The organism is Lacibacter sp. MH-610 (assembly GCF_045780045.1).
GTDB lineage: Bacteria > Bacteroidota > Bacteroidia > Chitinophagales > Chitinophagaceae > Lacibacter.
In genome coordinates, this window is the sequence record NZ_CP116002.1 from 1,222,863 (window position 1) to 1,249,592 (window position 26,730).

The 26,730-nt window shown below is 41.2% G+C and carries 24 protein-coding genes and 2 tRNA genes; 13 read left to right on the top strand and 13 right to left on the bottom strand.

Annotation, left to right across the window (positions count from 1 at the left end; all coding sequences use genetic code 11):
* Nucleotides 1–100 precede the first annotated feature (100 nt).
* On the bottom strand, nucleotides 101–682 hold the full coding sequence (locus PDL71_RS05570; RefSeq protein ID WP_407526504.1) for an RNA polymerase sigma factor: 582 nt from the start codon (nucleotides 680–682) through the stop codon (nucleotides 101–103).
* A gap of 420 nt (nucleotides 683–1,102) precedes the next feature.
* Between PDL71_RS05570 and uvrA the strand changes: the two genes are divergently transcribed.
* Together uvrA and PDL71_RS05580 are read left to right on the top strand one after the other, a co-directional pair.
* Nucleotides 1,103–3,982 carry an excinuclease ABC subunit UvrA gene (gene uvrA, locus PDL71_RS05575; RefSeq protein WP_407526507.1) on the top strand — a complete coding sequence of 960 codons (2,880 nt, stop codon included), beginning with the start codon at nucleotides 1,103–1,105 and terminating at the stop codon, nucleotides 3,980–3,982.
* Nucleotides 3,983–4,364: 382 nt separating this feature from the next.
* On the top strand, nucleotides 4,365–6,881 hold the full coding sequence (locus tag PDL71_RS05580) for a T9SS type A sorting domain-containing protein (protein ID WP_407526510.1): 2,517 nt from the start codon (nucleotides 4,365–4,367) through the stop codon (nucleotides 6,879–6,881).
* A gap of 36 nt (nucleotides 6,882–6,917) precedes the next feature.
* On the opposite strand, the gene PDL71_RS05585 is transcribed toward PDL71_RS05580, so the two are convergent.
* Together PDL71_RS05585 and glyA are read right to left on the bottom strand one after the other, a co-directional pair.
* On the bottom strand, nucleotides 6,918–7,325 hold the full coding sequence (locus tag PDL71_RS05585; protein WP_407526512.1) for a DUF4293 family protein: 408 nt from the start codon (nucleotides 7,323–7,325) through the stop codon (nucleotides 6,918–6,920).
* A 28-nt stretch (nucleotides 7,326–7,353) separates the two neighbouring features.
* Nucleotides 7,354–8,631, bottom strand: coding sequence for a serine hydroxymethyltransferase (glyA, locus tag PDL71_RS05590; protein WP_407526515.1), 1,278 nt, complete (start codon nucleotides 8,629–8,631; stop codon nucleotides 7,354–7,356).
* A 224-nt stretch (nucleotides 8,632–8,855) separates the two neighbouring features.
* Here glyA and PDL71_RS05595 point away from each other — a divergent pair, with 224 nt between their 5' ends.
* Nucleotides 8,856–9,848, top strand: a complete 993-nt coding sequence (locus PDL71_RS05595) for a sugar phosphate nucleotidyltransferase (protein WP_407526517.1) — start codon at nucleotides 8,856–8,858, stop codon at nucleotides 9,846–9,848.
* Nucleotides 9,849–9,937: 89 nt separating this feature from the next.
* Here the strand turns inward: PDL71_RS05595 and PDL71_RS05600 are convergent, their stop codons facing one another.
* Nucleotides 9,938–10,243: a hypothetical protein gene (locus tag PDL71_RS05600; protein ID WP_407526520.1), complete on the bottom strand. Its 306-nt coding sequence runs from the start codon at nucleotides 10,241–10,243 to the stop codon at nucleotides 9,938–9,940.
* A 2-nt stretch (nucleotides 10,244–10,245) separates the two neighbouring features.
* Nucleotides 10,246–10,473: a hypothetical protein gene (locus PDL71_RS05605; protein ID WP_407526523.1), complete on the bottom strand. Its 228-nt coding sequence runs from the start codon at nucleotides 10,471–10,473 to the stop codon at nucleotides 10,246–10,248.
* A gap of 43 nt (nucleotides 10,474–10,516) precedes the next feature.
* Between PDL71_RS05605 and PDL71_RS05610 the strand changes: the two genes are divergently transcribed.
* Both PDL71_RS05610 and PDL71_RS05615 read left to right on the top strand, forming a co-directional pair.
* The gene (locus tag PDL71_RS05610) at nucleotides 10,517–11,473 is read left to right on the top strand and encodes an NAD(P)H-dependent flavin oxidoreductase (protein ID WP_407526526.1); all 957 of its coding nucleotides are present in this window, start codon (nucleotides 10,517–10,519) and stop codon (nucleotides 11,471–11,473) included.
* A gap of 199 nt (nucleotides 11,474–11,672) precedes the next feature.
* Nucleotides 11,673–12,059, top strand: a complete 387-nt coding sequence (locus tag PDL71_RS05615) for a carboxypeptidase-like regulatory domain-containing protein (protein WP_407526529.1) — start codon at nucleotides 11,673–11,675, stop codon at nucleotides 12,057–12,059.
* A 69-nt stretch (nucleotides 12,060–12,128) separates the two neighbouring features.
* Here PDL71_RS05615 and PDL71_RS05620 read toward each other — a convergent pair whose 3' ends face one another.
* The 4 genes from PDL71_RS05620 to PDL71_RS05635 all read right to left on the bottom strand — a co-directional run bounded on the left by PDL71_RS05620 (nucleotide 12,129) and on the right by PDL71_RS05635 (nucleotide 16,276).
* Complete coding sequence (locus PDL71_RS05620; RefSeq protein ID WP_407526532.1) at nucleotides 12,129–12,308, bottom strand: hypothetical protein; 180 nt, start codon at nucleotides 12,306–12,308, stop codon at nucleotides 12,129–12,131.
* 25 nt (nucleotides 12,309–12,333) lie between these two features.
* Nucleotides 12,334–13,668 (bottom strand): ABC transporter permease, encoded by a 1,335-nt coding sequence (locus PDL71_RS05625; protein ID WP_407526534.1) that lies wholly within the window; start codon nucleotides 13,666–13,668, stop codon nucleotides 12,334–12,336.
* A gap of 9 nt (nucleotides 13,669–13,677) precedes the next feature.
* Nucleotides 13,678–14,613 (bottom strand): ABC transporter ATP-binding protein, encoded by a 936-nt coding sequence (locus tag PDL71_RS05630; RefSeq protein WP_407526537.1) that lies wholly within the window; start codon nucleotides 14,611–14,613, stop codon nucleotides 13,678–13,680.
* A gap of 64 nt (nucleotides 14,614–14,677) precedes the next feature.
* On the bottom strand, nucleotides 14,678–16,276 hold the full coding sequence (locus PDL71_RS05635) for an NAD(P)/FAD-dependent oxidoreductase (protein ID WP_407526540.1): 1,599 nt from the start codon (nucleotides 16,274–16,276) through the stop codon (nucleotides 14,678–14,680).
* Nucleotides 16,277–16,434: 158 nt separating this feature from the next.
* On the opposite strand from PDL71_RS05635, the gene PDL71_RS05640 reads away from it, so the two are divergent.
* The 5 genes from PDL71_RS05640 (at nucleotide 16,435) to PDL71_RS05660 (ending at nucleotide 20,108) form a co-directional block, all read left to right on the top strand.
* Nucleotides 16,435–17,169, top strand: a complete 735-nt coding sequence (locus PDL71_RS05640; RefSeq protein ID WP_407526542.1) for a 5'-nucleotidase C-terminal domain-containing protein — start codon at nucleotides 16,435–16,437, stop codon at nucleotides 17,167–17,169.
* On the top strand, nucleotides 17,159–18,094 hold the full coding sequence (locus PDL71_RS05645) for a bifunctional metallophosphatase/5'-nucleotidase (protein ID WP_407526545.1): 936 nt from the start codon (nucleotides 17,159–17,161) through the stop codon (nucleotides 18,092–18,094). The genes PDL71_RS05640 and PDL71_RS05645 overlap by 11 nt, the downstream gene beginning before the upstream one ends.
* 135 nt (nucleotides 18,095–18,229) lie before the next feature.
* A complete protein-coding gene (dnaA, locus tag PDL71_RS05650) occupies nucleotides 18,230–19,663 on the top strand; it encodes a chromosomal replication initiator protein DnaA (protein WP_407526548.1) in 1,434 nt (477 codons plus the stop codon).
* 138 nt (nucleotides 19,664–19,801) lie between these two features.
* A tRNA-Ser gene (locus PDL71_RS05655) sits at nucleotides 19,802–19,890 on the top strand.
* A 144-nt stretch (nucleotides 19,891–20,034) separates the two neighbouring features.
* Nucleotides 20,035–20,108: transfer RNA gene (locus tag PDL71_RS05660), tRNA-Pro, on the top strand.
* A gap of 36 nt (nucleotides 20,109–20,144) precedes the next feature.
* On the opposite strand, the gene recN is transcribed toward PDL71_RS05660, so the two are convergent.
* The 3 genes from recN to PDL71_RS05675 form a co-directional block, all read right to left on the bottom strand.
* Nucleotides 20,145–21,794 carry a DNA repair protein RecN gene (gene recN / locus PDL71_RS05665; protein WP_407526551.1) on the bottom strand — a complete coding sequence of 550 codons (1,650 nt, stop codon included), beginning with the start codon at nucleotides 21,792–21,794 and terminating at the stop codon, nucleotides 20,145–20,147.
* A gap of 130 nt (nucleotides 21,795–21,924) precedes the next feature.
* A complete protein-coding gene (locus PDL71_RS05670; RefSeq protein WP_407526553.1) occupies nucleotides 21,925–22,677 on the bottom strand; it encodes a zinc ribbon domain-containing protein in 753 nt (250 codons plus the stop codon).
* An 85-nt stretch (nucleotides 22,678–22,762) separates the two neighbouring features.
* The gene (locus PDL71_RS05675; protein ID WP_407526556.1) at nucleotides 22,763–23,860 is read right to left on the bottom strand and encodes a Nif3-like dinuclear metal center hexameric protein; all 1,098 of its coding nucleotides are present in this window, start codon (nucleotides 23,858–23,860) and stop codon (nucleotides 22,763–22,765) included.
* Between the two features lie 143 nt (nucleotides 23,861–24,003).
* Here PDL71_RS05675 and PDL71_RS05680 point away from each other — a divergent pair, with 143 nt between their 5' ends.
* From PDL71_RS05680 to PDL71_RS05690, 3 genes are all read left to right on the top strand, one after another.
* Nucleotides 24,004–24,426: a hypothetical protein gene (locus PDL71_RS05680; RefSeq protein ID WP_407526558.1), complete on the top strand. Its 423-nt coding sequence runs from the start codon at nucleotides 24,004–24,006 to the stop codon at nucleotides 24,424–24,426.
* Nucleotides 24,427–24,505: 79 nt separating this feature from the next.
* Nucleotides 24,506–24,973 (top strand): redoxin domain-containing protein, encoded by a 468-nt coding sequence (locus PDL71_RS05685; protein ID WP_407526560.1) that lies wholly within the window; start codon nucleotides 24,506–24,508, stop codon nucleotides 24,971–24,973.
* A 121-nt stretch (nucleotides 24,974–25,094) separates the two neighbouring features.
* On the top strand, nucleotides 25,095–25,430 hold the full coding sequence (locus tag PDL71_RS05690; protein ID WP_407526563.1) for a T9SS type A sorting domain-containing protein: 336 nt from the start codon (nucleotides 25,095–25,097) through the stop codon (nucleotides 25,428–25,430).
* 88 nt (nucleotides 25,431–25,518) lie between these two features.
* Here PDL71_RS05690 and PDL71_RS05695 read toward each other — a convergent pair whose 3' ends face one another.
* Nucleotides 25,519–26,691 (bottom strand): class I SAM-dependent rRNA methyltransferase, encoded by a 1,173-nt coding sequence (locus PDL71_RS05695; protein ID WP_407526565.1) that lies wholly within the window; start codon nucleotides 26,689–26,691, stop codon nucleotides 25,519–25,521.
* Between the last annotated feature and the right edge of the window lie 39 nt (nucleotides 26,692–26,730).

Below are 26,730 nucleotides of genomic sequence, written 5' to 3' on the forward strand. Positions count from 1 at the left end.
TAAATGCGACGCAACAAAAGATGCCAGTAGTACTAAAGATTGTAACTAAAATAAAAAATCCCGCCAAACAGCGGGATTCGTTTTTACAGTGTAGTTTCTTTTACAGTGAAATCTGTTTTTCCATCATCATCTTACGCATATTAATGAGCCCGTAGCGCATGCGGCCCAGTGCAGTGTTGATGCTGCAATTGGTGAGGCTGGCAATTTCTTTAAAGCTCAGATCAGCATAATGACGGAGTACAATCACTTCTCTTTGTTCCTCGGGTAACAAATCCAGCATACGACGGATACGGTCGTAGCTCTGGTTTTTCATCATCTTTTGTTCAGCATTGTCTTCGCTGAAATTCAATACTTCAAAAATATCGTGGTTGTCACTGGTTTTAATGGTGGGGGTGCGTTTTACCCGGCGAAAATGATCCACACAAAGATTATGGGCAATACGCATGGCCCAGGGTAAAAACTTTCCTTCTTCCGTATAACGGTTACCACGGATGGTATCAATTACACGGATGAACACTTCCTGGAACAGATCTTCCGCCAGGTACTTATCTTTTACCAGCAGAAAGATAGAGGTGTAGAGCTTGTCTTTATGACGAAGCACCAGGGTTTCAAGGGCAGTGGCATCACCATCTTTAAACTGGTGTACCAATTGCTGGTCAGTAAATTGTTCGTTTGTACGCATACAATTCTACGGTTGATGGTTTTCAAATAATAAGTACGACAGTAATGTGTTACAGAAACTGTTGTTGAGTAGAATTTGTAGCTATAGGCAGATATGCGATTTAGATCAGTTTAGGAATATTGAATTTCTGAAATAAAAGTAGAGGAAAAAAATGAATCAGCAAACATTCAGAAGAATTTAACGTACACTCACGCAGCAGCAAGCAGCGTAAATTCCGATGCAGGCATAGGGGTTTTACCTTAACACTGATTTTTTTGAACCTGCTTTCAGGGTAAAGCAGGCAATAAGAGAAAAATGCGATTGTACTGTTGAAACGCTTAAAGTGAAATGCATATTGTTTTTTGAACAGATCAAATTCTGTGAGCGGTAAACTATTTCTCTTTCAATGGGAGTCGGGTGTTTTCTGTTACTTTGTACACTATGGGTAAAGGGGTTTCCGGTAAGGCAGCGGCAACAGCCGCAGCGCCTGTTTCCAAAGACGCAATTTTTATTAAAGGGGCAAGGGTTCATAACCTTAAAAATATTTCTGTTTCCATTCCACGTAATAAACTGGTAGTGGTTACCGGTGTAAGCGGTAGCGGCAAGTCTTCACTAACTATTGATACCTTGTATGCAGAGGGGCAACGTCGTTATGCGGAAAGTTTAAGTGCCTATGCCCGTCAGTTTCTCAACCGTATGAACAAGCCTGATGTGGATTACATCAAAGGCCTGTGCCCTGCTATTGCTATTGAACAGAAAGTAATTACCCGTACGCCCCGCTCCACCGTTGGCAGCATGACAGAGATTTATGATTACCTGCGTTTGCTTTTTGCAAGAGTGGGCCGCACTATTTCCCCTGTAAGCGGAAGAGAAGTAAAAAAGGATGATGTAACAGATGTGGTAAAAACTATTCAGGGATTTGGGGAAGGAACAAAAATACTGGTACTCTCCACTTTTCCCATACATGCCAAACGCAGCATTAAAGAAGAATTCAATATCCTCTTACAAAAAGGGTTTACAAGAATTTATAAAAGGGCAGAAACCAAAAAATCGAAAGCTAAAGGAGCCGTTGAAAGTGAAATTCTGCATATTGAAGACCTGCTGGAGTTAAGTGATAAAGAATTGAAACAACAATTCACTATTGATCATTCACCATTCACCATCTTTGTTTTAATCGACCGTTTGATTGCCAAAGATTTTGATGAAGATGATCTGCACCGCATTGCTGATAGTGCCGGTACTGCTTTTTATGAAGGTGAAGGTGAGTTGTATCTTGAAAAGGATGGAACTGAATTATTGCATTTCTCCAATAAGTTTGAACTGGATGATATCAAGTTTGAAGAACCTGTACCCAATTTATTTTCTTTCAACAATCCTTATGGTGCCTGCCCTGTGTGTGAAGGTTTCAGCCAGGTATTGGGTATAGATGAAGACCTTGTAATACCTGACAGAAGTTTAAGTGTGTATGATGGTGCCGTTGCTCCCTGGAAAGGAGAGAAGCTGGGCTGGTGGCGGGAGCAGTTTGTGAAGAACGCTTCTAAAAGCGGCTTTCCGGTACATAAAGCTATCGCTGATCTCAGCAGTCAGCAATACCGTCAGCTTTGGGAAGGTATTGGAGTTGCCTATGGCATTGATGATTTTTTTAAAGAGGTTGAGAGCAATTTATACAAAGTGCAGTACCGTGTATTGTTGAGCCGCTATCGTGGCCGCACAACCTGTACAGAATGTAAAGGATATCGTTTGCGTAAAGAAGCTTTGTATGTAAAAATCGGCGGCATGCACATTGGTGAGCTTTGTGAAATGCCGGTGAAGGAGTTAAAAGTTTGGTTTGATGCGTTACAGCTCAGCAAATACGAACAGGAGGTGGGCAAACGTATTTTAATTGAAATTCATAACCGGCTTCAAACCTTGCTGCATGTTGGATTGGGTTATTTAACGCTCAATCGTTTGGCCAATACTTTGAGTGGTGGTGAAAGTCAACGGATACAGCTAACACGTTCGCTGGGCAGTAACTTAACTGATTCCTTATACATACTGGATGAACCGAGTATTGGTTTACATCCAAGAGATACGGCTAACCTCATCCAGGTGCTGAAAGAATTACGAAACCTTGGAAATACAGTAGTAGTGGTGGAGCATGATGAAATGATGATGCGGGAAGCCGATCATATTATTGATATGGGGCCATTGGCCAGTCACCTGGGCGGTGAAGTAATTGCAGAAGGTGATTATGACAGCATCATCAGCAATCCTAAAAGTTTAACGGGTAAATATTTAAGCGGCAGTAAAACGATTGATGATTTTGGAAAACCCCGCAAATGGAACCGCAGTATTAAAGTGGAAGGAGCAAGACAACACAATCTCAAAAATATTACTGTTGAATTTCCATTAAATGTGTTGTGTGTGGTAAGTGGTGTGAGCGGCAGCGGTAAAACAACATTGGTCAAAAATATTTTATACCCTGCACTCCGTAAGCTGAAAGGTGAGTTTGGCGACCGTGCCGGTATGCATAAACAACTTACAGGAGATATTGATTCCATTGCTGAAATAGAAATGGTAGATCAGAATCCTATTGGTAAAAGCAGCCGAAGCAACCCTGTAACTTATATCAAAGCGTATGATGAAATAAGGGAATTATATGCCGGCCAGCCATTGAGTAAGATCCGTGGTTTTCAACCCAAACATTTTTCCTTTAATGTGGATGGTGGAAGATGCGATGCATGTAAAGGTGAAGGAGAGCAGATTGTGGAAATGCAGTTCCTTGCCGATGTGCATCTCACCTGCGAAGTTTGCGGTGGTAAGCGTTTTAAAGAGGAAGTGCTGGAAGTAAAATACAATGACAAAAGCATTCATGATGTATTGGAGATGAGTGTAGATGAAGCGTTGGAGTTTTTCAGAAATGAAAAAGACCTCGTCAAGAAGTTATCTCCTTTGGCTGATGTAGGTTTAGGTTACATTAAACTCGGGCAAAGCAGTGATACATTGAGTGGCGGTGAAGCACAACGTGTAAAGCTGGCCTCCTTTTTAGGAAGAGGTAACGGTGCCGGTAGTATTCTTTTCATTTTTGATGAGCCTACAACAGGGTTGCATTTTCATGATATCAATAAACTCCTGAAAAGTTTTCATGCCTTAATTGAAAAAGGGCATTCCGTAATTGTAATTGAACATAACACGGATGTAATTGAACGGGCCGATTGGTTGATTGACCTTGGTCCGGAAGCCGGTGACGGCGGTGGAGAACTCGTATTTGCCGGTATTCCAACTGCTATCAAGCAAGCTAAAAAAAGTAACACGGCTGCTTATCTTAACCTGCATCGTTGAATTTGGTAGAACCAGCAGGAAGTAAAAATTAAATGTAAACACTTACAACATTAAGAGTTTTTACTTATTTTTACGTCCTCTGAATCCATCAAAAAACCAAATTCAATATTTATGAGAGCTCAAATCCAGTGTAACTACTGCTTGCAGTCCCACAATTGTATTTCTTCTCTCCAGACTGAAGTGCTTTTCTTCAGACAGGAAATTCCACCAGGGCCGGAATTAATTCAAACAAGTTTTTAATCAACTCATAAGATTTGCCGATAGGGAGCAGATAATCGTATCTGTACCTTTTGCAAACCAACCTGCGCCTGATCAATACCCACCTTCAATCATCATTTACCTCTAATTAACCGGCATTTTTTCTAACTCATTTTATTGGTTTATGAAATGTTTCTTCTTTTTTATTGGGTGTTTTTTTCTAGTAGTAACAGTTGATGCACAAAAAACCTGGGATGGTGGTGCAGGCACCAGTAACTGGTCCGACGGCAATAACTGGAACCCTAACGGAGTTCCTGATGCAACGGACGCTGTTACTATCGGAAACGGGTTTAATGTAGTGCTCAATACAAATGCGGGTATTGCTGCTCTTACAATTGGTGGCGGTGCTTCAGGTTCATTAACCTTAGGAAATAATAATACCAATCGTACATTAACAGTATCCGGTTCTGTTACAGTTTTAAACGGGGCAACACTGCAAACTGCAGGCAATGGCGGTAATGTGTTGAATATTGGCGGCAACCTGCAAAACAACGGTGTGTTTGATATGCGAATTGGCGGGGCTACTGCTGATGTTGTTTTTAACGGAGCAGCTAATCAAACTGTTAATGGTACGGGCGGCACAACTGATTTTAATACAATCAATGTAAACAATACAAATGCTGCCAGCATTATTGATATTGCTTCTTCCAACTTTTCAGCAGCAACCGGTTTTCTTACATTAACAAGAGGTATTATCAGAATGTCGGGTATCTATACCTTCAGCAATACATTTTTTAGTACCGTTAGTCCTGTGATCAATAGTGATGAAGGTATCTGGTTAAATAATCCAAACGTTACTGTAACTGGGCAGAACGGAGATACACAGTTAGCCGGTTTAATCAGAATTACCAATGGTACTTATAACGTTGGTATTGCAGCTGATTGGTGGCTTACCTATAATACTGGTGCTTCTCTAATCATTGAAGGCGGGGCCATGAACATAAGTGGAGCTTTGATACCAAGTGCTACAGGTCAAACTATCAGCTATAACCAATCAGGGGGTACTCTAACAGTTTGTACAGCCGGTAATAATTTTTCAGTTGGTTCCTTTGAGCTTTCAGCAACTGGATCTTCTTTTACAATGAGTGGCGGAACGATTGTTTTTCAAAGACCTTCTGCAGCAGTTTCTGACTGGATCAACAATACAGCTACCTATACGGTCACCGGCGGAACGATACAGTTTGGAAATGCATCCACACCGGCGGCTCCGATATTTCAATTAACAGGAACCACACCAATTCATGACTTAGAAATTAACGCTACCAACTCACCAACATTTCGTTTTACAACTACTTTAAATATTGTAAGAGATGTAATTATTAATGGTGTGCTGGATGCTGACGCATTTGATCAAACAATAAATGTAACCCGCAACTGGATTAATAATGGTTCTTTTACAGCCGGTACAGGAACTGTTGTTTTCAACGGTAGCGATGCTCAATCTGTAGAAGGGAGTGCAGCTACTATGTTTAATAATCTTACCATTAATAAATCTGCAGGTGGCGTTACTCTCAATCAACCTGTATTTGTAAACGGAACTGCCACATTTACAAGCGGCATCATAACATCAACTAACACCAATCTTATTACATTCAATACCGGCGCTGCTGCAGTAAACGCTTCTGCAAATGCACATGTAAACGGGCCGGTTGCCAAAACAGGTGCTACTGCCTTTACATTTCCCGTGGGTAACGGAACCATTTACCGGCCCATTGCCATTGGAGCACCAAGCGCCGCATCAACATTCAGGGCAAGCTTTGTAAGAACGAATCCGGTAATTGCTGTGCCTCCTTATTCACTCGGAACCGGTTTAACAAGAGTGAGTTCCTGCGAATACTGGTTGCTGGATCGTACGGCAGGAAGCGGTAATACAACGGTTACACTTTCATGGGGTGATAATAGCCCCTGCAACACGGCGGACTATGTAACGAATATTGCTGATTTGCGGGTGGCAAAACATAGCGGTGGTGTATGGACGAATGAAGGACAGACGGCATCATCCGGCACTGCCACAGCGGGAACAATTACATCAGGAACTATCAGTTCCTTCAGTCCCTTTGCGTTGGGAACCACCGGTACATTAAATCCATTGCCCGCTGAGTTAAGTACTTTGAGCGCTGTTAAAAACGGTGGTCTTATCGCTCTGCAGTTCCGCAATTATGCTGAAAGAGATGTGTTACGTTATGAATGGATGCGTTCTTCTAATAGTCGTGATTTCAATTCTTTTCAAACAGTGCAACCAAATCTGAACAATGGTGCGGAGGCAACTTACAATACAAATGATGCTGCCGGGGTGGATGCAACTGTGTTTTACCGGGTGAAAATTGTTTTAACAGATGGACAGCAGTTATACAGTTCTATTGTAAAAGTTACAGGCAGTAAACAAAAAAGCTGGAATATTTTACCCAACCCTGTAACACAGTCGCAACTGATGATACAATTCAATCAGTTTGAAAGTGGAACCTATGATCTGTCGCTTATGAACAGCAATGGTCAAAAAGTATTGCAAAGCCAATTGGTGGTACAAGGTAATTTCATGACTTCTCTTACCAGGTTACCACAAAATCTTTTACCTGGTACTTATTATTTGGTAATAACAGGAAAACAGGAGCGGCTTACAAAAACCATTCTTATACAGTAACAAAAAAGCGGATCAAACGATCCGCTTTTTTATGCATCAGCGTAACCGATCCATACTCTTAATGAGTTTCTCATCTTTTCGTATTCCCAGCCATGCCAATAAAAAGAAAACCGGTATCGCAAAGCTGAGCAGGGAGGTAAGGGCAAAATTTCCGTTTGTAAAATCGCTGATCCTCGAAAAATAAAAAGCAAGAATACCCACCTGCAGCAACAAACCTAATAGCGAAAGCTGCATTTGCAATTTCCTGTTTTTAAAAAGGAACAACGCAAACAATGCAGTAAGCGCTGTAGCAACTCCAAGAATCAATAGTAAGAAATGGGATTGTCCGTTTAATTCAGCAAATGTATTATCAGCTTTTGTGCCGCTGTAAAAAGAAAATTTTATAGCCGCAAAAGAGGCGGCTGCTGCAAATGCCAGCCATACAGATTGAATACGTTGAATCATAAAACTAAATTGAGAATAAAACAATCTTTTAACCCAGTTCAGGATAAAGCGGAAACTGCTGCATAAAGTTTTTTACATCTGTTTTTACTGCCGCAATCACAGCCTCATCATCTGCATGCATCAGCACTTTATCAATCATATCCACCACAGTGCTCATGTGCGCTTCTTTCAAACCTCTTGTAGTAATGGCAGGAACACCCACTCGTATACCACTGGTTACAAACGGCGACTTGTCATCATTTGGCACTGAGTTTTTATTGAGTGTAATATGAGCTTTGTCCAATGTTTCCTGTGCTTTTTTGCCGGTAATATTTTTGTTGCGCAGGTCAATCAGCATCAGGTGATTGTCAGTTCCCTTGCTGATGAGGTGGTAATCTTTCTCTACAAATGCCTTAGCCATCGCCTGGGCATTGGCAATTACCTGCTGGCCGTATGCTTTAAAATCATCGCTTAATATTTCAGCAAAGGCAACTGCTTTCGCCGCAATCACATGTTCTAACGGACCGCCCTGCATACCGGGGAAAACGGCCAGGTCCAGCAGCGAACTCATCATTCTTAAATTACCCTTGGGGTCTTTTACACCAAATGGATTTTCAAAATCATGACGCAGCATAATGATACCGCCACGTGGGCCACGCAATGTTTTATGTGTGGTGGAAGTAACAATATGGCAATGATCAAACGGATCGTTTAATAAGCCGGTGGCAATTAAGCCGGCGGGGTGTGCAATATCAGCCAATACCAAAGCGCCAATTTCATCGGCTACAGCACGGATACGTTGGTAATCCCAATCACGGCTGTAAGCGCTGGCACCGCAAATAATCATCTTTGGTTTTTCTGCACGGGCTTTGGCTTCCAGTTGTTCATAATCAACCAATCCTTCAGCCGTAACACCGTAATGAACTGCCCGGTAATTTTTTCCGCTGAAGTTGGCGGGACTGCCATGGGTTAAATGTCCGCCCATGCTCAAGTCAAGTCCCAGGATGGTATCACCGGGTTTTAAACAAGCCATAAACACGGCCGTATTCGCCTGTGCACCGCTATGAGGCTGCACATTGGCCCAACTGGCCTTGAATACCTGCTTCAACCGTTCAATAGCAATCGTTTCAATTTCATCCACTACTTCGCAACCGCCATAGTAACGTTTGCCAGGATAGCCTTCAGCATATTTGTTGGTAGCTACCGTTCCCATAGCCTGCATTACCTGCAGCGAAGTAAAGTTTTCAGAAGCAATCAGCTCAATACCGTTCCGCTGACGTTCGAGTTCTTTGTTAATGAGGTCGAAAATGATTGTGTCTTTTTGCATGTGTGATCGTTTCTTGTTTTGGCTGGTTCAGAAAATTGTTATCTTGAGATGGCAGCAGCAAAACAACAATGAAGCTGTTTCAGGCCGCAAAAATAAGCCCTGCAATGCAGCCCCGGGGCTTTTGTTTATATTTCTTTATAAACAGGTTCTGTACAAACAATACATAGCTCTTGTTTATTCAAAAAGTGGTACTTTAGCCGCCCCTGATTGACCAAATTTTTTGAATGAAGGCAATTATTCCTGTGGCCGGAGCCGGTACTAAACTGCGGCCGCATACATATACGCAACCCAAGGCATTAATTCCCATCGCCGGTAAAACGGTACTCAGCATTATTGTAGATCAGTTACGTAGTGCCGGTATTAATGATTTTGTTTTTGTAGTTGGCTACCTGGGCGATAAAATCCAGGACTATGTAAAAGAAACCTTTGAAGGCATTAACGCCAGCTTTGTTTTACAGGGCGAACGGGAAGGTTTAGGCCATGCTGTGATGCTCACTAAAGAAATAGTGGGTGATGATGAAGTGATGATTGTTTTGGGTGATACCATTTGTGAGTATGATGTAAAGGAGTTACTGCAATCTTCTGCTTCTTTATTGGGAATTAAAAAAGTAGATGACCCACGCAGTTTTGGTGTGGCAGAAGTTGATGAAGAAGGGATTATTACCAAAGTAGTGGAAAAGCCACAGATTCCTAAAAGCAATATGGCATTGGTAGGTATTTACAAAATCAAAGAGTCTAAAATGCTTTTTGAATGCCTGGAAGCTAATTACAGGGAGGGTGTAAAGAACCGTGATGAATACAGTTTAACAGATGCACTGGAGTGTATGATTACGAAGGGAACCCGCTTTCAGAGTTTTAAAGTGCTTAATTGGTTTGACTGCGGTAATAAAGAATCTTTGCTGGAAAGCAATTCCACCCTGTTAAAAAAATTCGGCACCTCCATTTCGCCCGATCACCGTTTTGAAAATGTAATTGTGGTGGAGCCGGTGAGTATTGGTAAAAACTGCGAAATCAAAAACTCCATCATTGGCCCTAATGTAGCCGTAGGTGATAATACCACCATCAATTACTCCATCATCAAAGAAAGTATCATTGGCAGCTATGCTGACCTGTTTGATATCGTGCTGGAAGAAAGTTTGATTGGCAGTGATACTGAAGTAAAAGGCGAAACCCGCAGTTTAAATATTGGCGATAATACAGAGATTGATTTGGGGTGATGTTTAATTCCTGAGCAAAGTCGAAGGGTTGATTGCAGAATGTTGTGTTGCTATTGAGCTTTTCCTATTTGCACTATAGCTTGTTTTAATTAAACATACCGGGTCATTGATTTTCTGTTATAAACAATTGCAATTACTATTTTCTTTCCATTTTCTTTTTGGAAAATTACAACATAAGGGAAATTTCGAACAGGCTCCACATTAAACCTTATGGCTTTGATGGTGATATTGTTATAACTCCAGATTTGATGTTGCCCGTGCTCATCTGCATAAATTCTCTGGTACGTATCAATTAAAGCAGTTTTAAATTCAGTCACACTTTCGCTGCTTCTTTTGTTCAATTCAGTAATAATTGAAACAAAATCGCCTGTGCATCTTTCATGAAAGTAAAGCATAACTAAAGTAAGATTGACAGGTGATCATCAAATTCAATCAGGCATGGCTTTTCGTTCTCAATGTCTTCTGTCCGTTGCCGTATGATTGCAATAGTTTCTTCAGGAAAGTCTTGTTCAAAGAAAGCATGCCCTTCCTCAAGTGGTTCAAAGCTTGCGTTAATGATTTGCACCAGTTTGCGTCGTTCCTGTTCATTTAACAGCAGTATCTGCCTGATCAGTTCATCCATCATGTTTAAAAATTTGATCTATCTTGCTTTGTCGAAAATAGAAAATATGTCTTCAACTTTCTCTAACCGCATCACTCAACTTTTTCAGATTGAAAAACCCATTATCCAGGCCGGAATGATCTGGGCCAGTGGCTGGCGTTTGGCAAGTGCTGTAAGCAATGCAGGTGGTTTGGGCATCATCGGCAGCGGCAGTATGTATCCTGAAGTATTGAAAGAACATATTCAAAAATGCAAGGCTGCTACACAAAAACCATTTGCAGTAAACGTGCCCATGCTGTATCCCGATATTGATAAACATATTCAAATTATTATTGAGGAAGGCGTGAAAGTTGTTTTTACCAGTGCCGGTAACCCCAAACTTTTAACCCCTGTTTTAAAACAACATGGAATAACTGTTGTACATGTGGTGAGCAGCAGCAGGTTTGCTCAAAAAGCTGAAGAAGCCAGCTGTGATGCAGTAGTGGCGGAAGGTTTTGAAGCCGGAGGTCATAACGGTAGAGAAGAAACTACCACCATGGTGCTCATTCCTGCTGTTAAAAAAGCAGTTACTGTTCCGGTGATTGCTGCCGGTGGTATTGCAACAGGCAGACAGATGCTGGCGGCCATGGTGCTGGGTGCAGAAGGTGTGCAGATCGGCAGCCGTTATGTTGCCAGTGAGGAAGCTTCTTCGCACATCAACTTTAAAAACATGGTGATTAACAGCACAGAAGGTGATACTAAATTAATGTTGAAACAACTGGCACCGGTTCGGTTACTCAAAAACAGGTTTTTTGAAGAGGTACAGGCTGCAGAAGACCGGGGTGCTGCCAAAGAAGAACTGATTCAACTGCTGGGCCGTGCCCGTGCTAAAAAGGGAATGTTTGAAGGGAACCTGGACGAAGGTGAATTGGAGATCGGCCAGGTAAGCAGCTTGCTGGATGCAATTGAACCCGCTGCAACCATTACACAAAACATTTGGAATGAATTTCTTGAAGCGCTGCAGCAACCTTTAGAAGCCCGGTAAAAGGAGGCTCCCCGATAGATGCAGTTATATAGTTAACAAAAAAATTCAATCATTTTGTGCAACATTTTATTTATTAGAACTACTTTCATAGGCACAAATCTTTGTTTGTACTGAACCATTCATCCATTTGTATGTTGGTGGAAGGGTCAGATCGCAAAAAAGATTCTAATTTTAAACCGATCATCTCAAAACTATCATTATGAAGAAGATAATTCTGCTGGCTGTTTTCGTTACAGGGTTTTCTTTTTTCTCACAGGCGGGTAATGGTGTGGAAACCGGCACCGTGCAGGGCACCATCATTGATGCCGAAACCAAAAAACCTATATCGAATACAACGTTTCACGCTGCAATTTTTAAGGCCTCTTTTGTAAAAGAATTTCAAACAGATGCCAATGGTAATTTTAAAATTACTGTTCCTGCAGGGGAGCATACACTCATTGTAGATAAAATGGGTTACAAGGCCGTTAAGAAAGAAAACGTGGTGGTGAAAGACGGAGCCATTATCAAACTAAACTACGAGTTAATTGAAGCCGAGGAAGAATTACATCATCCTTTTATGACGCCGATTACGCTACATTCTTTTTAATTATTCGAATTAATGCAGATATAAAAAGTCCCTTGGTTTTAAATCAAGGGACTTTTTTATTTTAGGCATTTAGTTCCGTTGTGTTAACCAGATCATCAACATACTTACTACACTGATGATTCCTAAAAAAAGCCATTCTGCTTTCAGCTTTGAATAATCACGGGCTATCCAGGCTTTTCTTATCAGCCATATTCTTCTTGTTACTGCAAACAGAATGATTGCAAACAATAAGATATTTTGTAATTGCATGAAATCTTGTTTGCTGTTTTATGTATTATCCTTTTTTGAATGCCCATTTGAGCATCTCTTTCCAGCTAGCTTTTTTACCGTACATTAAAATACCGGTGCGGTAAATTTTGGCACTAAGCCAGGTAGTGAACAAAAATCCACCGATTAATAAGAACATGGAAAGGAACAACTGCCAGTAGGGTACACTTTCCGGTACACCACCCGCTACTCTTGCCATCATTACAATGGGCGATGTAAAAGGAATAATGCTTCCCCAGAATGCCAATGGCCCTGATGGGTTTTCAATAGTTGATGTGAGCATGATAAAACCAAAGATGATGGGCATGGTAATGGGCAACATCAAACTCTGTGCTTCCTGCGGGTCTTCATTAATTACACTTCCTACGGCAGCAAATAACGCAGCATAAAACAAATAGCCGCCTAAGAAGTAAAATAAAAACATTCCAATAGTAAGAAACCAGTTAACCGAGCTGATGTCAACACCCGTACTGCTCATAATGGTTCTGGAAACGGTATCATTGGGGCCCATGGCACCGGGCATAGTTTGATTGGTTTGCTGTACATTTTGCAACATGTCTGCCGGTAAAATAAGGGGCAGCAGATTTACAAGGATCATAATGAGTATGATCCAGAGCATCAGTTGTGTTAATCCTACAGCAGCAATACCAACGATTTTGCCCAGCATTAGCTGAAAAGGTTTTACACTGCTCACCATTACTTCTGCAATCCGGTTCATTTTTTCTTCCATCACACCCCTCATTACCGAAGCGCCGTAAATAAAGAGTGTGATATAAATGATGATGCCGCTTATAAAACCAATGATTGAAGCCAGTTTTTTATTTCCTTCCTTCAGCTCTGTGCCTTTTACTTTATAGGATCTAAAATTGAGCAGCGCCTCATCTTCACTTTCTGAGCGGATGGAATCAATGATGGCTCGGCTTACACCTTTTTCAAGTAAGAGCTTTTCTTCATTTACTTTTTGCAATTGTTTTTTTACAGCACCGTCAGATGCAAGTCCCAGGTCTTTTTCTGAATACAATCTTGCAGAATCAGGGGTGGACTGATTTGCAGAATAAATGATGAGCAACCCATCATAGCCTTCTGCTTTATAATTTTTCATGCTTATGTTTTCAGGAAATGAAAACGCAGCGGCATTACTGCTGTCCATTTTGTTTTTGTACAGGTTGGATTCGTCTTTTACAGCAATGCGGTATTGTTTGATGGATTTGGCACCGAGGTATGCAGAGCCGAAAATAAAAAGCAACATTACCAGTGGCAGTAAAAAGGTAGAAAGCAGAAAGGTTTTGTTTCTTACACGTGTGAGATATTCCCTTTGTATAATGATGAAGATCTTGTTCATAATAGTAGTTTAAGCAGTGTAATTTTCAAATTGGCGGGCAGTAGGTGTTCCTTCTACCAGGTGAATAAAAATATCATTGAGTGAAGGAAGTATTTCATGAAATGCCATGATCTGTTTGTCCTGGCTCATAAAGTGCTGCAGCACATCGTTGCCGGTATAACCTTCATGTATTTTTACAACCAGTTCCTGTTTATCCCTGTTTACAATTTCAAAGGAAGGGTGTACATATTGAGCTCCGTCTTCATTGAGCTCCAGTTTAAAAATGTTTTCTTTGAACTGCTGTTTAACTTCTTTTACACCTCCATCCAGGATTTTCTGTCCTTTATTTACAAGAATAATATGATCGCAGATTTCTTCTACCTGCTCCATCCGGTGTGTACTGAAGATGATGGAAGTGCCTTTTTGGGCCAGAGCATAAATTTCATCTTTGATCAGGTTGCTGTTCACAGGGTCCAGTCCGCTGAAGGGTTCATCCAGTATCACCAATCTCGGTTCATGTAAAACGGTGGTTACAAACTGGAGTTTTTGTCCCATTCCCTTAGAAAGGTCTTCCACTTTTTTATTCCACCAGCTTTCCATTTCAAACTTTTCAAACCAGTGTTTCACTTTCGTAAAGGCATCCTGTTTGCTCAGGCCTTTCAGTTGCGCCAGGTACATAGCCTGTTCGCCCACTTTCATTTTTTTGTACAGTCCTCTCTCTTCGGGCATGTAACCGATGTTAATCACATCATTTACGGGGTCAAATTTTTTACCGTTGAGTTGAATGTTGCCCGCATCAGGATAAAAAATTCCCGTAATCATACGGATGAGGGTGGTTTTACCGGCTCCGTTGGGGCCCAGCAATCCAAATATGGAACCCTTTGTTAAGGTGAAACTGATATCGTCCACAGCTTTCTGCGACGCAAAATATTTCTTCAGGTTTTGAACTTCTAAAATGGTACTCATAATTGGTATGGGTGTGATGAATATGAAAATTGTTACAGGAATGACTGTTTTCTATCAAAAAATATCATGCTTTAAGTACTGCGGCAATCTTGTCGGCAATTTTTTCTCCATCCATAGCCGCACTCACAATGCCACCTGCATAACCCGCACCTTCTGCACAAGGGTATAATTTTTTCACCTGCACATGCTCCAGTGTATCCGGGTTTCTCGGAATTCTTACCGGTGATGATGTGCGTGACTCCGTAGCTACCGCCACAGCTTCATTCGTAAAATACCCTCTCATCTTCTTTCCGAATGTTTGAAAGCCCAGTCGCAGACTGTCAAATATAAAGGAAGGCAGAACCTGATCAAGATTTACCGCATTTAAGCCCGGTACATAGGAACAATCAGGAAGGGTGGAAGAGGTTTTTCGCTCAAACAAATCAACCATCCGTTGGGCGGGTGCTGCAAATTTTCCGCCTCCGGCTGCAAATGCTTTTTGCTCCACTGCCTGCTGAAAATACATCATGAGCAAGGGATGTGTTTCAAGCGATTGAATATCGCTTTTTAGTTTTTTCGATTTTAAATACTGCAATGCATCTTTTTCTTGCACACTTACTACCATGCCGCTGTTAGCAAACGGATTGTTCCGTTTAGAAGGGCTCCATCCGTTTACAACCAATTCCTGCGGGGCGGTTGATGCAGGAGCAATTATACCACCTGGACACATGCAGAAACTAAATACTCCTTTACCATTTACCTGTTCTACTAAACTATACGAAGCAGGTGGCAAAAATTCATTTCGTACGCTGCAGTGATATTGAATGGAGTCAATAATCTGTTGCGGATGCTCAATCCTTACTCCCAGCGCAAATGGTTTTGCTTCTATGAGTATTCCATTGTTATGCAGTAACTCAAATACATCCCTCGCACTATGGCCTGTTGCTAATATCAAGGCATCAGCTTTCAGTATTGTTGATCCGTTTACTTCAATACCTGTTAGTTCATTCCTGTCAACAAGAATATTGGTGAGTTTGGTATTAAAATGGACTTCGCCGCCGCATTGCAATATCTGTTCCCGCATGGCAGTAATAATATGTGGCAGTTTATTGGTGCCGATATGAGGGTGTGATTGATAAAGAACTTTTTCTTCTGCACCAAATTGATGAAACAGTTCAAGGATGCGTTGAATATTTCCTCTTTTGTTACTGCGGGTGTATAACTTGCCATCACTGTAAGTACCTGCACCACCTTCGCCAAAACAGTAATTACTTTCAGGGTTAAGAACTCCTTCTTTATTGAGTAATGCAAGATCCCGTCTCCGGCTCCGCACATCCTTACCCCGTTCAATAATTATCGGTTTGATGCCAAGTTCTATCAATCGGAGTGCAGCAAATAAACCTGCAGGTCCTGCACCGGCTATCAGTACAGATTTGGAAGCGGTACTTATATTGTTCCAAAAAAAAGGCTGGTTTGTTCTTGGCTGGAACGGTTCTTGAATATAAACTTCAACGGTTAAGTTGATCCATGCCTGTTTGCTCCTTGCATCTACTGACTGTTTTAATAAATGGTACCCGTTGATGGCTGACGCTGATACACCTGCAAGAGAGGCGATTTGTCTTTTTACAGCATCTCCGGAGGCAGCCTGCTCTGGTGTTAACTTAAATTGTAAAGTTGTAGGCATGTGTCAAGTATTGAACCTGAAAACAGATAGCGGCGAAGATACCGTTTCCTTTCAACCAAAGCGACGAACGGAACAAATACATGATAATAAAAAAAATATCATCCGCTCATTTTGTAGTGAATTGAAAAATCCTAACTTACCATTTCCCGAAAACTATCATGCTTAGAGTAAAAACCATTTTTGCACTTTGTGCAGCTGTATTTATTTTCTCAAACTGTAATCCCGTTTACAGGGCTTCTTCCTTACAATATAAAGAGTATCGTGTCATGAATCTTCGTACAGATTCATCACTTCAATCTTTTTTGCAACCCTACCGTGATAGTATGAGCAGTAATATGAATGTTATGATTGCTGCACTTGAAACTGATCTTGAAAAAGGTCAGCCTGAATGTACACTCGGAAATTTTATGGCCGATGCCATGATGGTGATGGCTGAAAAGAAAATAGGAGTGAAGCCGGATATTTCTTTTGTTAATTACGGCGGTATCCGTTTGCCTTCTGTTAAAGCTGGCGTAGTTACAAGAGGAAAATTTTATGAGCTTTTTCCTTTTGATAACCTGCTGGTAATTGTAACCATTAAAGGAGATGTATTGCAGCAGTTCCTGGATCACATAAGTGCAAGAGGTGGATGGCCGGTTGCAGGTATGCGTATGCAGATACAGAATAAAAAAGCCGTGAACATCAGTATTAATGGTGCGCCGTTGGATCCTTCAAAAGAATATAAAATTGCTTTGGGTGATTATACAGCTAATGGCGGGGATGATGCAGCGATGCTCAAAGGACTACCACAACTTAATAAAGGGTATTTAATGCGTGATGCGTTTATTGATTATGCGGCTGCGTTGCAAACAATAAAAGGCGCATTACAAAAAAGGGTGAGTTATGTTGAATAGAAAAGAGTTTATAAAACAATCTGCTTTTACAGCAGGTGCACTTGCTTTTTCATCTTTTGGTTTGGCAGGGGAAGTGGCTGCTGCACAGCGATTGGTTATACTTCATACCAATGATGTGCACAGTCGCCTGGAGCCTTTTCCTATGGACGGAAGCCGAAATCAAGGGTTAGGTGGAGTGGCTGCCCGTATGCAGTTGATCAATGATATCCGTAAAAAAGAAGAACAGGTTTTATTACTGGATGCAGGTGATCTTTTCCAGGGCACTCCTTATTTCAATCTTTACAAAGGTGAGCCTGAAATAAAGGCTATGACCAAAATGGGATATGATGCCTGTACCATGGGGAATCATGATTTTGATGCAGGGCTTGAAAATTTTGCAACACAACTCAATCATGCATCTTTCCCGGTTTTATTATGTAATTATGATTTTACCGGCACTGCTATGGAAGGCAAAACCCTGCCTTATAAAGTTTATAATAAAGGAAGATTGAAAATAGGCGTTACCGGTGTTGGTATTGAGTTGAACGGTCTTGTGCCGGATAACCTGTTTGGAAGAACCCAATACCTCGATCCCGTTTCTAACCTGAACGCTACGGCTGATTATCTGAAAACAAAAAAAGATTGTGATATGGTCATTTGTCTTTCGCACCTTGGTTACCAGTACAGGGAAAATCCGAATCATATCTGTGATGTAATACTGGCAAAGGAAAGTATGCATGTAGACCTGATTATAGGTGGACATACCCATACTTTTTTGAACGAACCAATGGTAGTAAAAAATAAAACAGGAAGTGATGTAGTGATTAACCAGGTGGGTTGGGCAGGCATTCAGTTGGGGTATCTGGCCTATGAATTTTTGCCCGGAAAAAAGAAAAATTTGGCAAAAGCAAACACTGTTGTTATTGGGAAAAAATCAAGTGAATAAAAAATTTTTTTTTCCACGAAAAGTGTTGATATTCGCCGTCCCCCCTAATTTTTTATAATCCTTTCAGATTATAAAAACATAGAGAATCAAACAGACAGAAACTAATTAACTCAACCATAAATTGCTATAGGAAAAATGACGAAGTCGGCTGATCAAGTTTGGAAAAATTGTTTGGCTATTATCAAGGATATTGTAGAGTGGCAGCATTTTAAAACATGGTTTGAACCCATTCAACCTGTTGAACTGAAAGGAAAGATCCTTACCATACAAGTACCAAGTCAATTCTTTTTTGAGTATCTTGAAGAGCATTATGTTACCCTGCTTGCCAAAACTTTAAAAAGAGAGTTAGGCAAAGAAGCAAACCTGGAGTACAGGATTATGATGGACAGCGGTAACAAAAACAATCAGCCCATCACAATGGATGTGCCGGGTCATGGTTATAAAACTTATACAAATAACGAAATGGACTTTCCGCTCGTCATAAATAACCCTGTTAAAAATCCATTTGTGATTCCGGGTTTAAAGAAAGTTCAGATTGATCCGCAATTAAATCCTAATTACACATTTGATAGTTTTGTTGAAGGCGATTGCAACCGTGTAGCAAGACGTGCCGGTAAAACAGTGGCAGATAAGCCCGGTGCTACTTCTTTCAATCCTTTGGTTATTTATGGTGGTGTTGGTTTAGGTAAAACACACCTGGCACAGGCGGTGGGTAATGAAGTAAAGCGTCAGCACCCGCATAAAGTAGTGCTGTATGTAAGCAGTGAAAAGTTTATTAACCAGTTTGTAGATCACAGCCGCAACAATGCCATTAACGATTTTATTCATTTTTACCAGTTAATAGATGTATTGATTATTGATGATGTGCAGTTCTTTAACCGGGCTGAAAAAAGCCAGGATGCATTCTTTGCCATCTTCAACCATCTGCATCAAAGCGGCAAACAGTTAATTCTTACATCTGACAAGCCGCCGAAAGACCTGGAAGGTGTACAGGAGCGTTTACTCAGCCGTTTCCGTTGGGGATTGAGTGCCGATTTACAGGTGCCGGATTATGATACCCGTATTGAAATCCTGGAAAAGAAAATGAAGAATGACGGGTTGGATATGCACAAAGATGTAGTGAAGTATATTGCTTATAACATCAGCACCAATGTGCGGGAGTTAGAAGGAGCGCTTATTTCATTACTGGCACAATCTTCGCTTAACAAAAAGGAAATTGACCTTGATTTAGCAAAGAAAGTGTTGAAGAATTTCGTTAAAACCTCCTCTAAAGAAATTACAATTGATGCCATTCAGAAAATGGTATGTGAATACTTTGATGTAAGCTATGATAAGCTGCTTCAAAAAACCCGCAAGCGTGAAATTGTACAGGCACGACAGATTACTATGTACCTGGCCAAGACCTTTACGAAGAATTCACTCAAAACAATCGGTGAGCATTTTGGCGGACGTGATCATACAACCGTTATTCACTCCTGTCAAACTGTAAAAGACCTGATGGATACAGATAGTCTCTTCAAAGAAAGTGTGATGGAGTTGCAGCAAAAAGTGCAATTAGCAGCGATGTAAACTGCAGCTTTGCATAGACTGCATAAAAAAATAAAATGAGTCCCGGATTATTTAAAAAGTCCGGGATTTTTGTTTTGGCACTTTAACTACAGGTAGCTATTTTTGCAGCCCTCTATTAGAGGAATTCAGTCAAAGTAAGGTGAGGTGGATGAGTGGCTGAAATCAGTAGTTTGCTAAACTGCCGTACGGGTAACTCTGTACCGAGGGTTCGAATCCCTCCCTCACCGCACTATTTTCTAAAAGAAAATCTGAATCGTATCTGGGTTAGCAACAGATACATCGGGAGGTAGTTCAGCCCGGTAGAATATCCCGCTTGAGAGCGGGAGGGTCGCAGGAATTTTTTTCTTCGACAACTCTGCAAAAGAAACTTTCGGGAGGTAGTTCAGCCCGGTAGAATACCTGGTTTGGGACCAGGGGGTCGCAGGTTCGAATCCTGTCCTCCCGACAAAAGGTTATCAGTTTTACTGGTAACCTTTTTCTTTTATCCTGTAACCAACTCTTTTGCTGTTTTTAATGATGATGGTGTGAGTTGTTCGCCACTAAGCATACGTGCAATGGTTTCAATCTGCTCTTCTTTCTTAAGCAATCGAATACGTGTAGCGATCGTTGTATTTTCTTCCTGCTTGTAAACATGATAATGGGCGGTTGCTTTGGCTGCTATTTGCGGAAGATGAGTAATGGTAATCACCTGGTGCTTTGTGGATAGTTCTTTTAAAAGCAAGCCCACTTGCCTGGCTGCTTCGCCACTGATGCCGGTATCAATTTCATCAAATAACATTGTAGGTAAGGCCATTTTTTGTGCTACCAGCGATTTAATGCAAAGCATCAACCTGCTTAGTTCACCACCACTCGCTACTTTATTGATAGGTTCAAAACGGTTGCTTTTATTGGCATCAAATAAGAACAGAATTTCATCTGTTCCAAATGCATTTAATGCTGCTGCTTTCACTTCTGCTTTTAAACGGGCATTCGGCATACCCACCTTTGCAAGCAGGCTATTTACTTTTTCAGCAAAGGGTGCTGCCTCTTTGGTTCGTTGTGCAGAGAGATGCGCAGCTTCTTTTTGCAGTTGATTTTTATAGGCCGTAACGGTTTGTTGTTTGGCAGCAATGGATTCTTCAAGATTCATTAAATCCTGTAACTTATTCTGAAGTTGTTCCTGAAGCTCCAATAATTCAGCGGTGGTGTGAACACCATGTTTTTTTTGCAGTTTATAACCCAGTTCAATCCGTTCGTTTAACTGCTGCATCCTTTCTTCATCAATGGTTACACTGTTTTGAAGATGATCCAATTCATTGGCAATATCTCCCAGTTCAATATGTACTGTGTGTAAACGCTCCATTGTTTCCTCTAACTGTTTATTCAGTTGCCGGTAGGGTTGAAGCCGTTGCAGTAATAATTTGATCTGTTGCACAACCGGTGTTTCATTTTCATTTAACACCGCTACGGCCTCCTGCAAAACAGAAGAAATTGCGCCGGCATTATTCAGTAACTTCAACTCCTGGTCTGCTTCTTCCAGTTCGTTTTCCCTGAACGATGCTTGTTCCAGCTCATCCAGTAAAAAACGGTGATAGTCTTTTTCTTTTTGAGCATTTACTTGTTCCTGTACCAGTAACTGCAATTCACGTTTCTCCTTCAGGTACTTTGTATAAAGTTCATTATATGCAAGCGCCTCTTTACTGCAGCCCGCCATTGCATCCAGTATTTCCCGTTGGAAGTAAGCCTCACCTAATTCTAAAGTATCAAATTGCTGATGCAGATCAACCAGTAAAGCGGCCAGTTGTTTTAAATGCTGTAATGTGGCCGGGGTATCATTGATAAAAGCTCTGGATTTTCCATTGCTGTTAATTTCTCTCCGCAAAGTAATTTCAGGACCCTGATCAATATCTTGTGCTTCCAGCCATTTCTGTGTTTCAGCAGATGTATCAAACAATACTTCTACCACGCATTTCTTTTCTTTATTCCTCAACACGTTGGTATCAGCCCGTTCACCCAGTACCAAACCCAGAGCGCCAAGCAAGATTGATTTACCTGCACCTGTTTCACCGGTAATGATATTAAGACCGGGTTGAAACAAAACTTCCAATTCATCAATAATGGCAAAATTCTGTATGGAGACTTCTTTTAACATGCGCTTTCAAAACTAAGACAAATGAGCACAGTATGATACTGAAACAGTATTGAAAAAATATTGTTGCATGGTACAGGGCACAAAAAAAGCGTTTCAAGTGAAACGCTTTGGTATATATAGAATCTTGAGTTTAGATTTCTACAGAATCATTAAGATCCGTATCAACGAGAATGCGACCGCAGTTTTCACAAACAATGATTTTTTTGTGCTGGCGGATTTCGCTCTGGCGTTGAGGAGGGATGGTGTTGAAGCAACCACCGCAGCTATCCCTGTTAATGGGAACTACAGCCAGACCGTTACGGTAACTTTTGCGGATGCGTTCAAAGCTGCTGAGCAAACGATCTTCTACTGATTCTCTTGCCTTATCTACTTCTTTACGGAAATGGGTTTCTTCTTTCTCCGTTTCAGCAATAATCTTATCTAATTCACCTTTTTTGTGTTCGAGGTTTTTTTCTTTTGTGCCGATTGCCTTTTTAGCTTTCTCCAGCAATTCACTTTTTTCAGCATGCTCTTCAGTAGCATCTTTTATATGCTTTTCGGCCAGTTTAATTTCCAGCCCCTGCATTTCAATTTCTTTATTGATGGCTTCGAACTCACGGTTGTTCTTTACATTCTCACTCTGCTTCTCGTATTTCTTCAACAGGGCCTGTGCTTCTTTGATCGCTTCTTTACGACCCTCAATAAACTCCTGAATACCGTTGATCTCTTCTTCAATACGGTGCTTGCGGGCTTTTAATCCTTCAATTTCATCTTCCAGGTCTTTCACCTCCATCGGCAATTCACCTTTTAAGATCTGGATTTCATCCAGTTTGCTTTCAATTTTCTGAAGCTGGATGAGGCCTTTTAATTTTTCTTCAACTGAGTATTCTTTTGTTGCAGCCATATCTGAGTTGTTGTTTTATGTGCTTTATTGTGTTTCAGTTTCCGGGTTGACCTTCGCTCATTATGTGTTTCCGGCCGGTTCCTTTTTAACTGAAATACTCTACAGGGTTGGTTTTTACCCCTGTTTTGAGGACGGCAAAGGTAGGGAATTTATCCTTCAGGTAATCATGAATCAGGTCAATTGTAAATTGCTCGCTTTCCCAGTGGCCGATATCTGCAAGCAGTAAGTGCCCATCGGCATCAAAAAACTCATGGTACTTAATATCAGCAGTCACATAAGCATCGGCACTACCTGCAATAGCGGCCTGCGTTAAAAAACTTCCTGCTCCACCGCAGAGCGCTACTTTTTCTATCATCTTTCCTCTTAAAACAGTATGCCTGATCACTGATAAACCGAATGCTTTTTTGAGCAATTGTAAAAATCGATCCTCTGAAATGGGTTCTGGTAAATTACCCAGTAGCCCGCTTCCAACCTGCTGTAAATCATTATCCAGCGAAACAATGTCATAGGCTACTTCTTCATAAGGATGCGCTTCTTTCATGGCTCTGATGATGCTGTTTTGCAGCCATGCCGGAAAAATGACTTCAATTTTCATCTCCGCCACTTCCTCCCTGTTTCCAATGGAACCAATGGTTGGATTAGCCCCTTCACCGGGCTTAAAAGTGCCTGTTCCCGTGGTATTAAAACTCGTTTCACTGTAATTACCGATATGGCCTGCCCCGGCTTTAAAAATAGCATCCCGAACCTGCTCTGCATCAGCCTGCGGCACAAAAGTGAATAGCTTTTTAAGTTGATTCTTTTTTGGATGGAGTATCAGCTGTTGTACTAACCCCAGTTTATTGGCGATGGCGCTGTTTACGCCGTTCAGAACATTATCCAGGTTGGTGTGCACGGCATAAATGGCAATGTCTTTTTTTATGGCTTCAATAATGGTCCGCTCTACATAATTGCGGCCGGTAATTCGTTTCAATCCTTTGAAAACAATGGGGTGATGGGCAATAACGAGGTTGCAACCACGGCTATAGGCTTCGGCCAGCACCGCTTCTGTAGCATCCAGGCAAACCAGGATGCCTTTGCAATTCCACTGTGGGTTGCCTGTAATAAGACCGCTGTTATCATAATCTTCCTGCAGGGAAGGGGGCGCCCATTGCTCCAGCGCCGCTATAAAATTGGCAATTTGCATGCAATAAAAATAAGATAATTCACAGCGGAACGTTATTTGAAGGTAGAAAACTCATATAAAACCACTTAAAATGTGTAAAGAAACCTGTAAGGGCTTAGCGGGCACACTAAAACGCATTATCTTTAAAAATCAACACTGATTCTATGAAAAAAGCGGTTTATACTTTAATGCTCTTATTGCTGCTTACTGGCTGTAAGAAATTAATACAGCAAACACAGGAGCAAATAGCAGAAGATATGATTGTGAATGCCATGACGGATGGTCAATGGGTAGTAACTGTATATGATGACGGAACTGATTACCTCACTGAATTTACTGGCTACCGCTTTCAGTTTAAAAGCAACCGTACGGTAGATGCTATTAAAAACGGAACCACTGAGTCAACCGGTTCCTGGCAGGGGGATGGTTACAAACGGGAAATTTCAGCCGACTATCCTGCTTCTGCTACCTCTACCTTACAGCGATTGGATGGTTTATGGAAAATTGTGAACAATAACTGGACCTGGGTAAAAGCCACGCAAACTATAAACGGAAAACTTACTACTCTGGAATTACGCAAGCAATAGTAACCACTTGGTTTTACTTCTTCAGCTTTGAACATTTTTACTGAATAGATGTTATCCTGCTTCAAAAAATATATTAATTATGAGTATTCAGGCAGGACAAAAAGCTCCCGACTTTTCCTTGTACAGCAGCGATCGTACTAAAGTTTCTCTTTCTGATTACAAAGGAAAAAATGTACTAATCCTTTTCTTTCCATTGGCCTTTACCAGTGTTTGCACTGCAGAATTATGTGCTGTCAGAGATGATATCGGCCGTTATAAAAATGCTGATGCTGAAGTATTAGCTATTTCAGTAGATTCTTCTGCAACGTTGAATAAATTCAAGGAACTGGAAGGTTATAATTTTACATTGCTCAGCGATTTTAATAAAGAAGTATCCCGTGCCTACGGATCCATTTATGAAACATGGTTTTCTGAAATGAAAGGCGTTTCCAAGCGTAGCGCTTTTGTAATTGATAAAGAAGGGATCGTACGTTATGCAGAGGTTCTGGAAGATGCCGGCCAGGTGCCCGATTTTGAGGCAATAAACCGCAGTTTGGCATCACTTTAAACAAAAATGTTAAGGTTTTACCCCTAAAAAGGCAGGATTCCTATGTGGCCTGCCTTTTGTTTTTAAGAATTTGTGAGGAAAAAGCTTGTATATTGCACGTAATAAAATTAGATTTACGTCGTTGAAACGCACTTTTACCATATTATCCATTATCCTCATTTCGGCTGTTGCGGCTTCGGCCCAGACCCGTACACCGGGCAGCCAGGTGAAGGCGGTGCGTTTTTTCCCCAACCCTGCTATCAGTTACATCAATTTTGAGTTTGAGACTCCTTTGGCTCTTTCAAACTACAGCCTCAAGGTTTATAATTTTATCGGAAAGAAAATGGTGGAGGTAAACAGCCTTACACCCCGTACTGTTATCAACCTGAATGATTTTTTCAGAGGTGTTTACATCTTCCAATTAACTGACCGTAACGGACAGATTATTGAAAGCGGTAAATTCCAGGTGGTAAAGTAATGTTTCGTGGTTTCATGGTTTAAAAGTTGAAGAGGTTAAAGACCTCTATTTTTTTGCACTGCCACTAACCTTTTGAACCATTCAACTTTTACAGCACCTGCACAATCAAAAATTTTAAATAGTGTGTATTCTCCCAGCCCCAAACAATCGGGTGGTCAGCGCTTTGCGTTTGAAACGTAACCTGTCTTATTTGCCGGCGGGCATCCTTGGCCGCCATTTGAATGATTTCCAGGAACAAATCCGGTTGCACGAGGTTGGTACAGGAGGAGGTAACCAGGAATCCGCCGGGCTTTACCAGCTTCATCCCCCGCAGATTGATTTCTTTATAACCGGTAATGGCTTTTTGAATGGTAGCCCTGGATTTGGTAAAGGAGGGCGGATCCAGCATCACCACATCATATTGACGACCTTCCTTTACCCATGTTTTTAAAACATCAAACGCATTCACACACTCAAATTGGCATTTATCTGCAACGCCGTTTAATGCTGCATTTTTGTTGCACATATCAATAGCCCCTTGCGAAATATCCAAACCAAGTACTGATTTGGCACCATAGTGAGCTGCATGAATTTCAAACGTACCTGTGTAGGTAAAGGCGCCCAGCACTTCTGCGTCTTTTACAATGTGTTGAATAGCCCGGCGGTTATCCTGCTGGTCAAGAAAGTAACCGGTTTTTTGCCCATTTGCAATATCTACATGAAACTGTAATCCATTTTCTTTTATGATGATATTGGTATCAAACGGTTCACTTAAAAATCCTTTTTGCTGCTGCATGCCCTCCAGTTCACGAACGGGTACATCGTTGCGTTCATAAATGCCTTTGGGTTGAAAGATCTGGTTGATGGCTTTTACAATAGCGGGTTTCCATACATCGATGCCAAAGGCCAGTGTTTGAATCACAAAGTAATCGTTGAATTTATCAATGATCAGTTGGGGCAATCCATCAGCCTCACCAAAAATGAGGCGGCAGTTTTCTTTATATCCGAGCTGCTGACGGTGCTTCCATGCTTCACTCAGCTTGTTCAAGAAAAACTGTTCATTGATTTCTTCATTCTTGTTTCTTGTGAGAATACGAACCTGTATTTGTGATTGCGGATTAAAATAACCTCTGCCCAAAAATTTGTTATCATGTGTGTGCACATCCACAATGGCTCCTGCCGCTGCATCACCTTCCACACGGTTTACTTCATTGCCAAATACCCACGGATGACCGTTTAATACACGATGCCCGATTTTTTTATTGAGGATTACTTTTGTCATAGCGGGCAAAGGTATTGTAAAAATGGTGTGCAGGTGCAA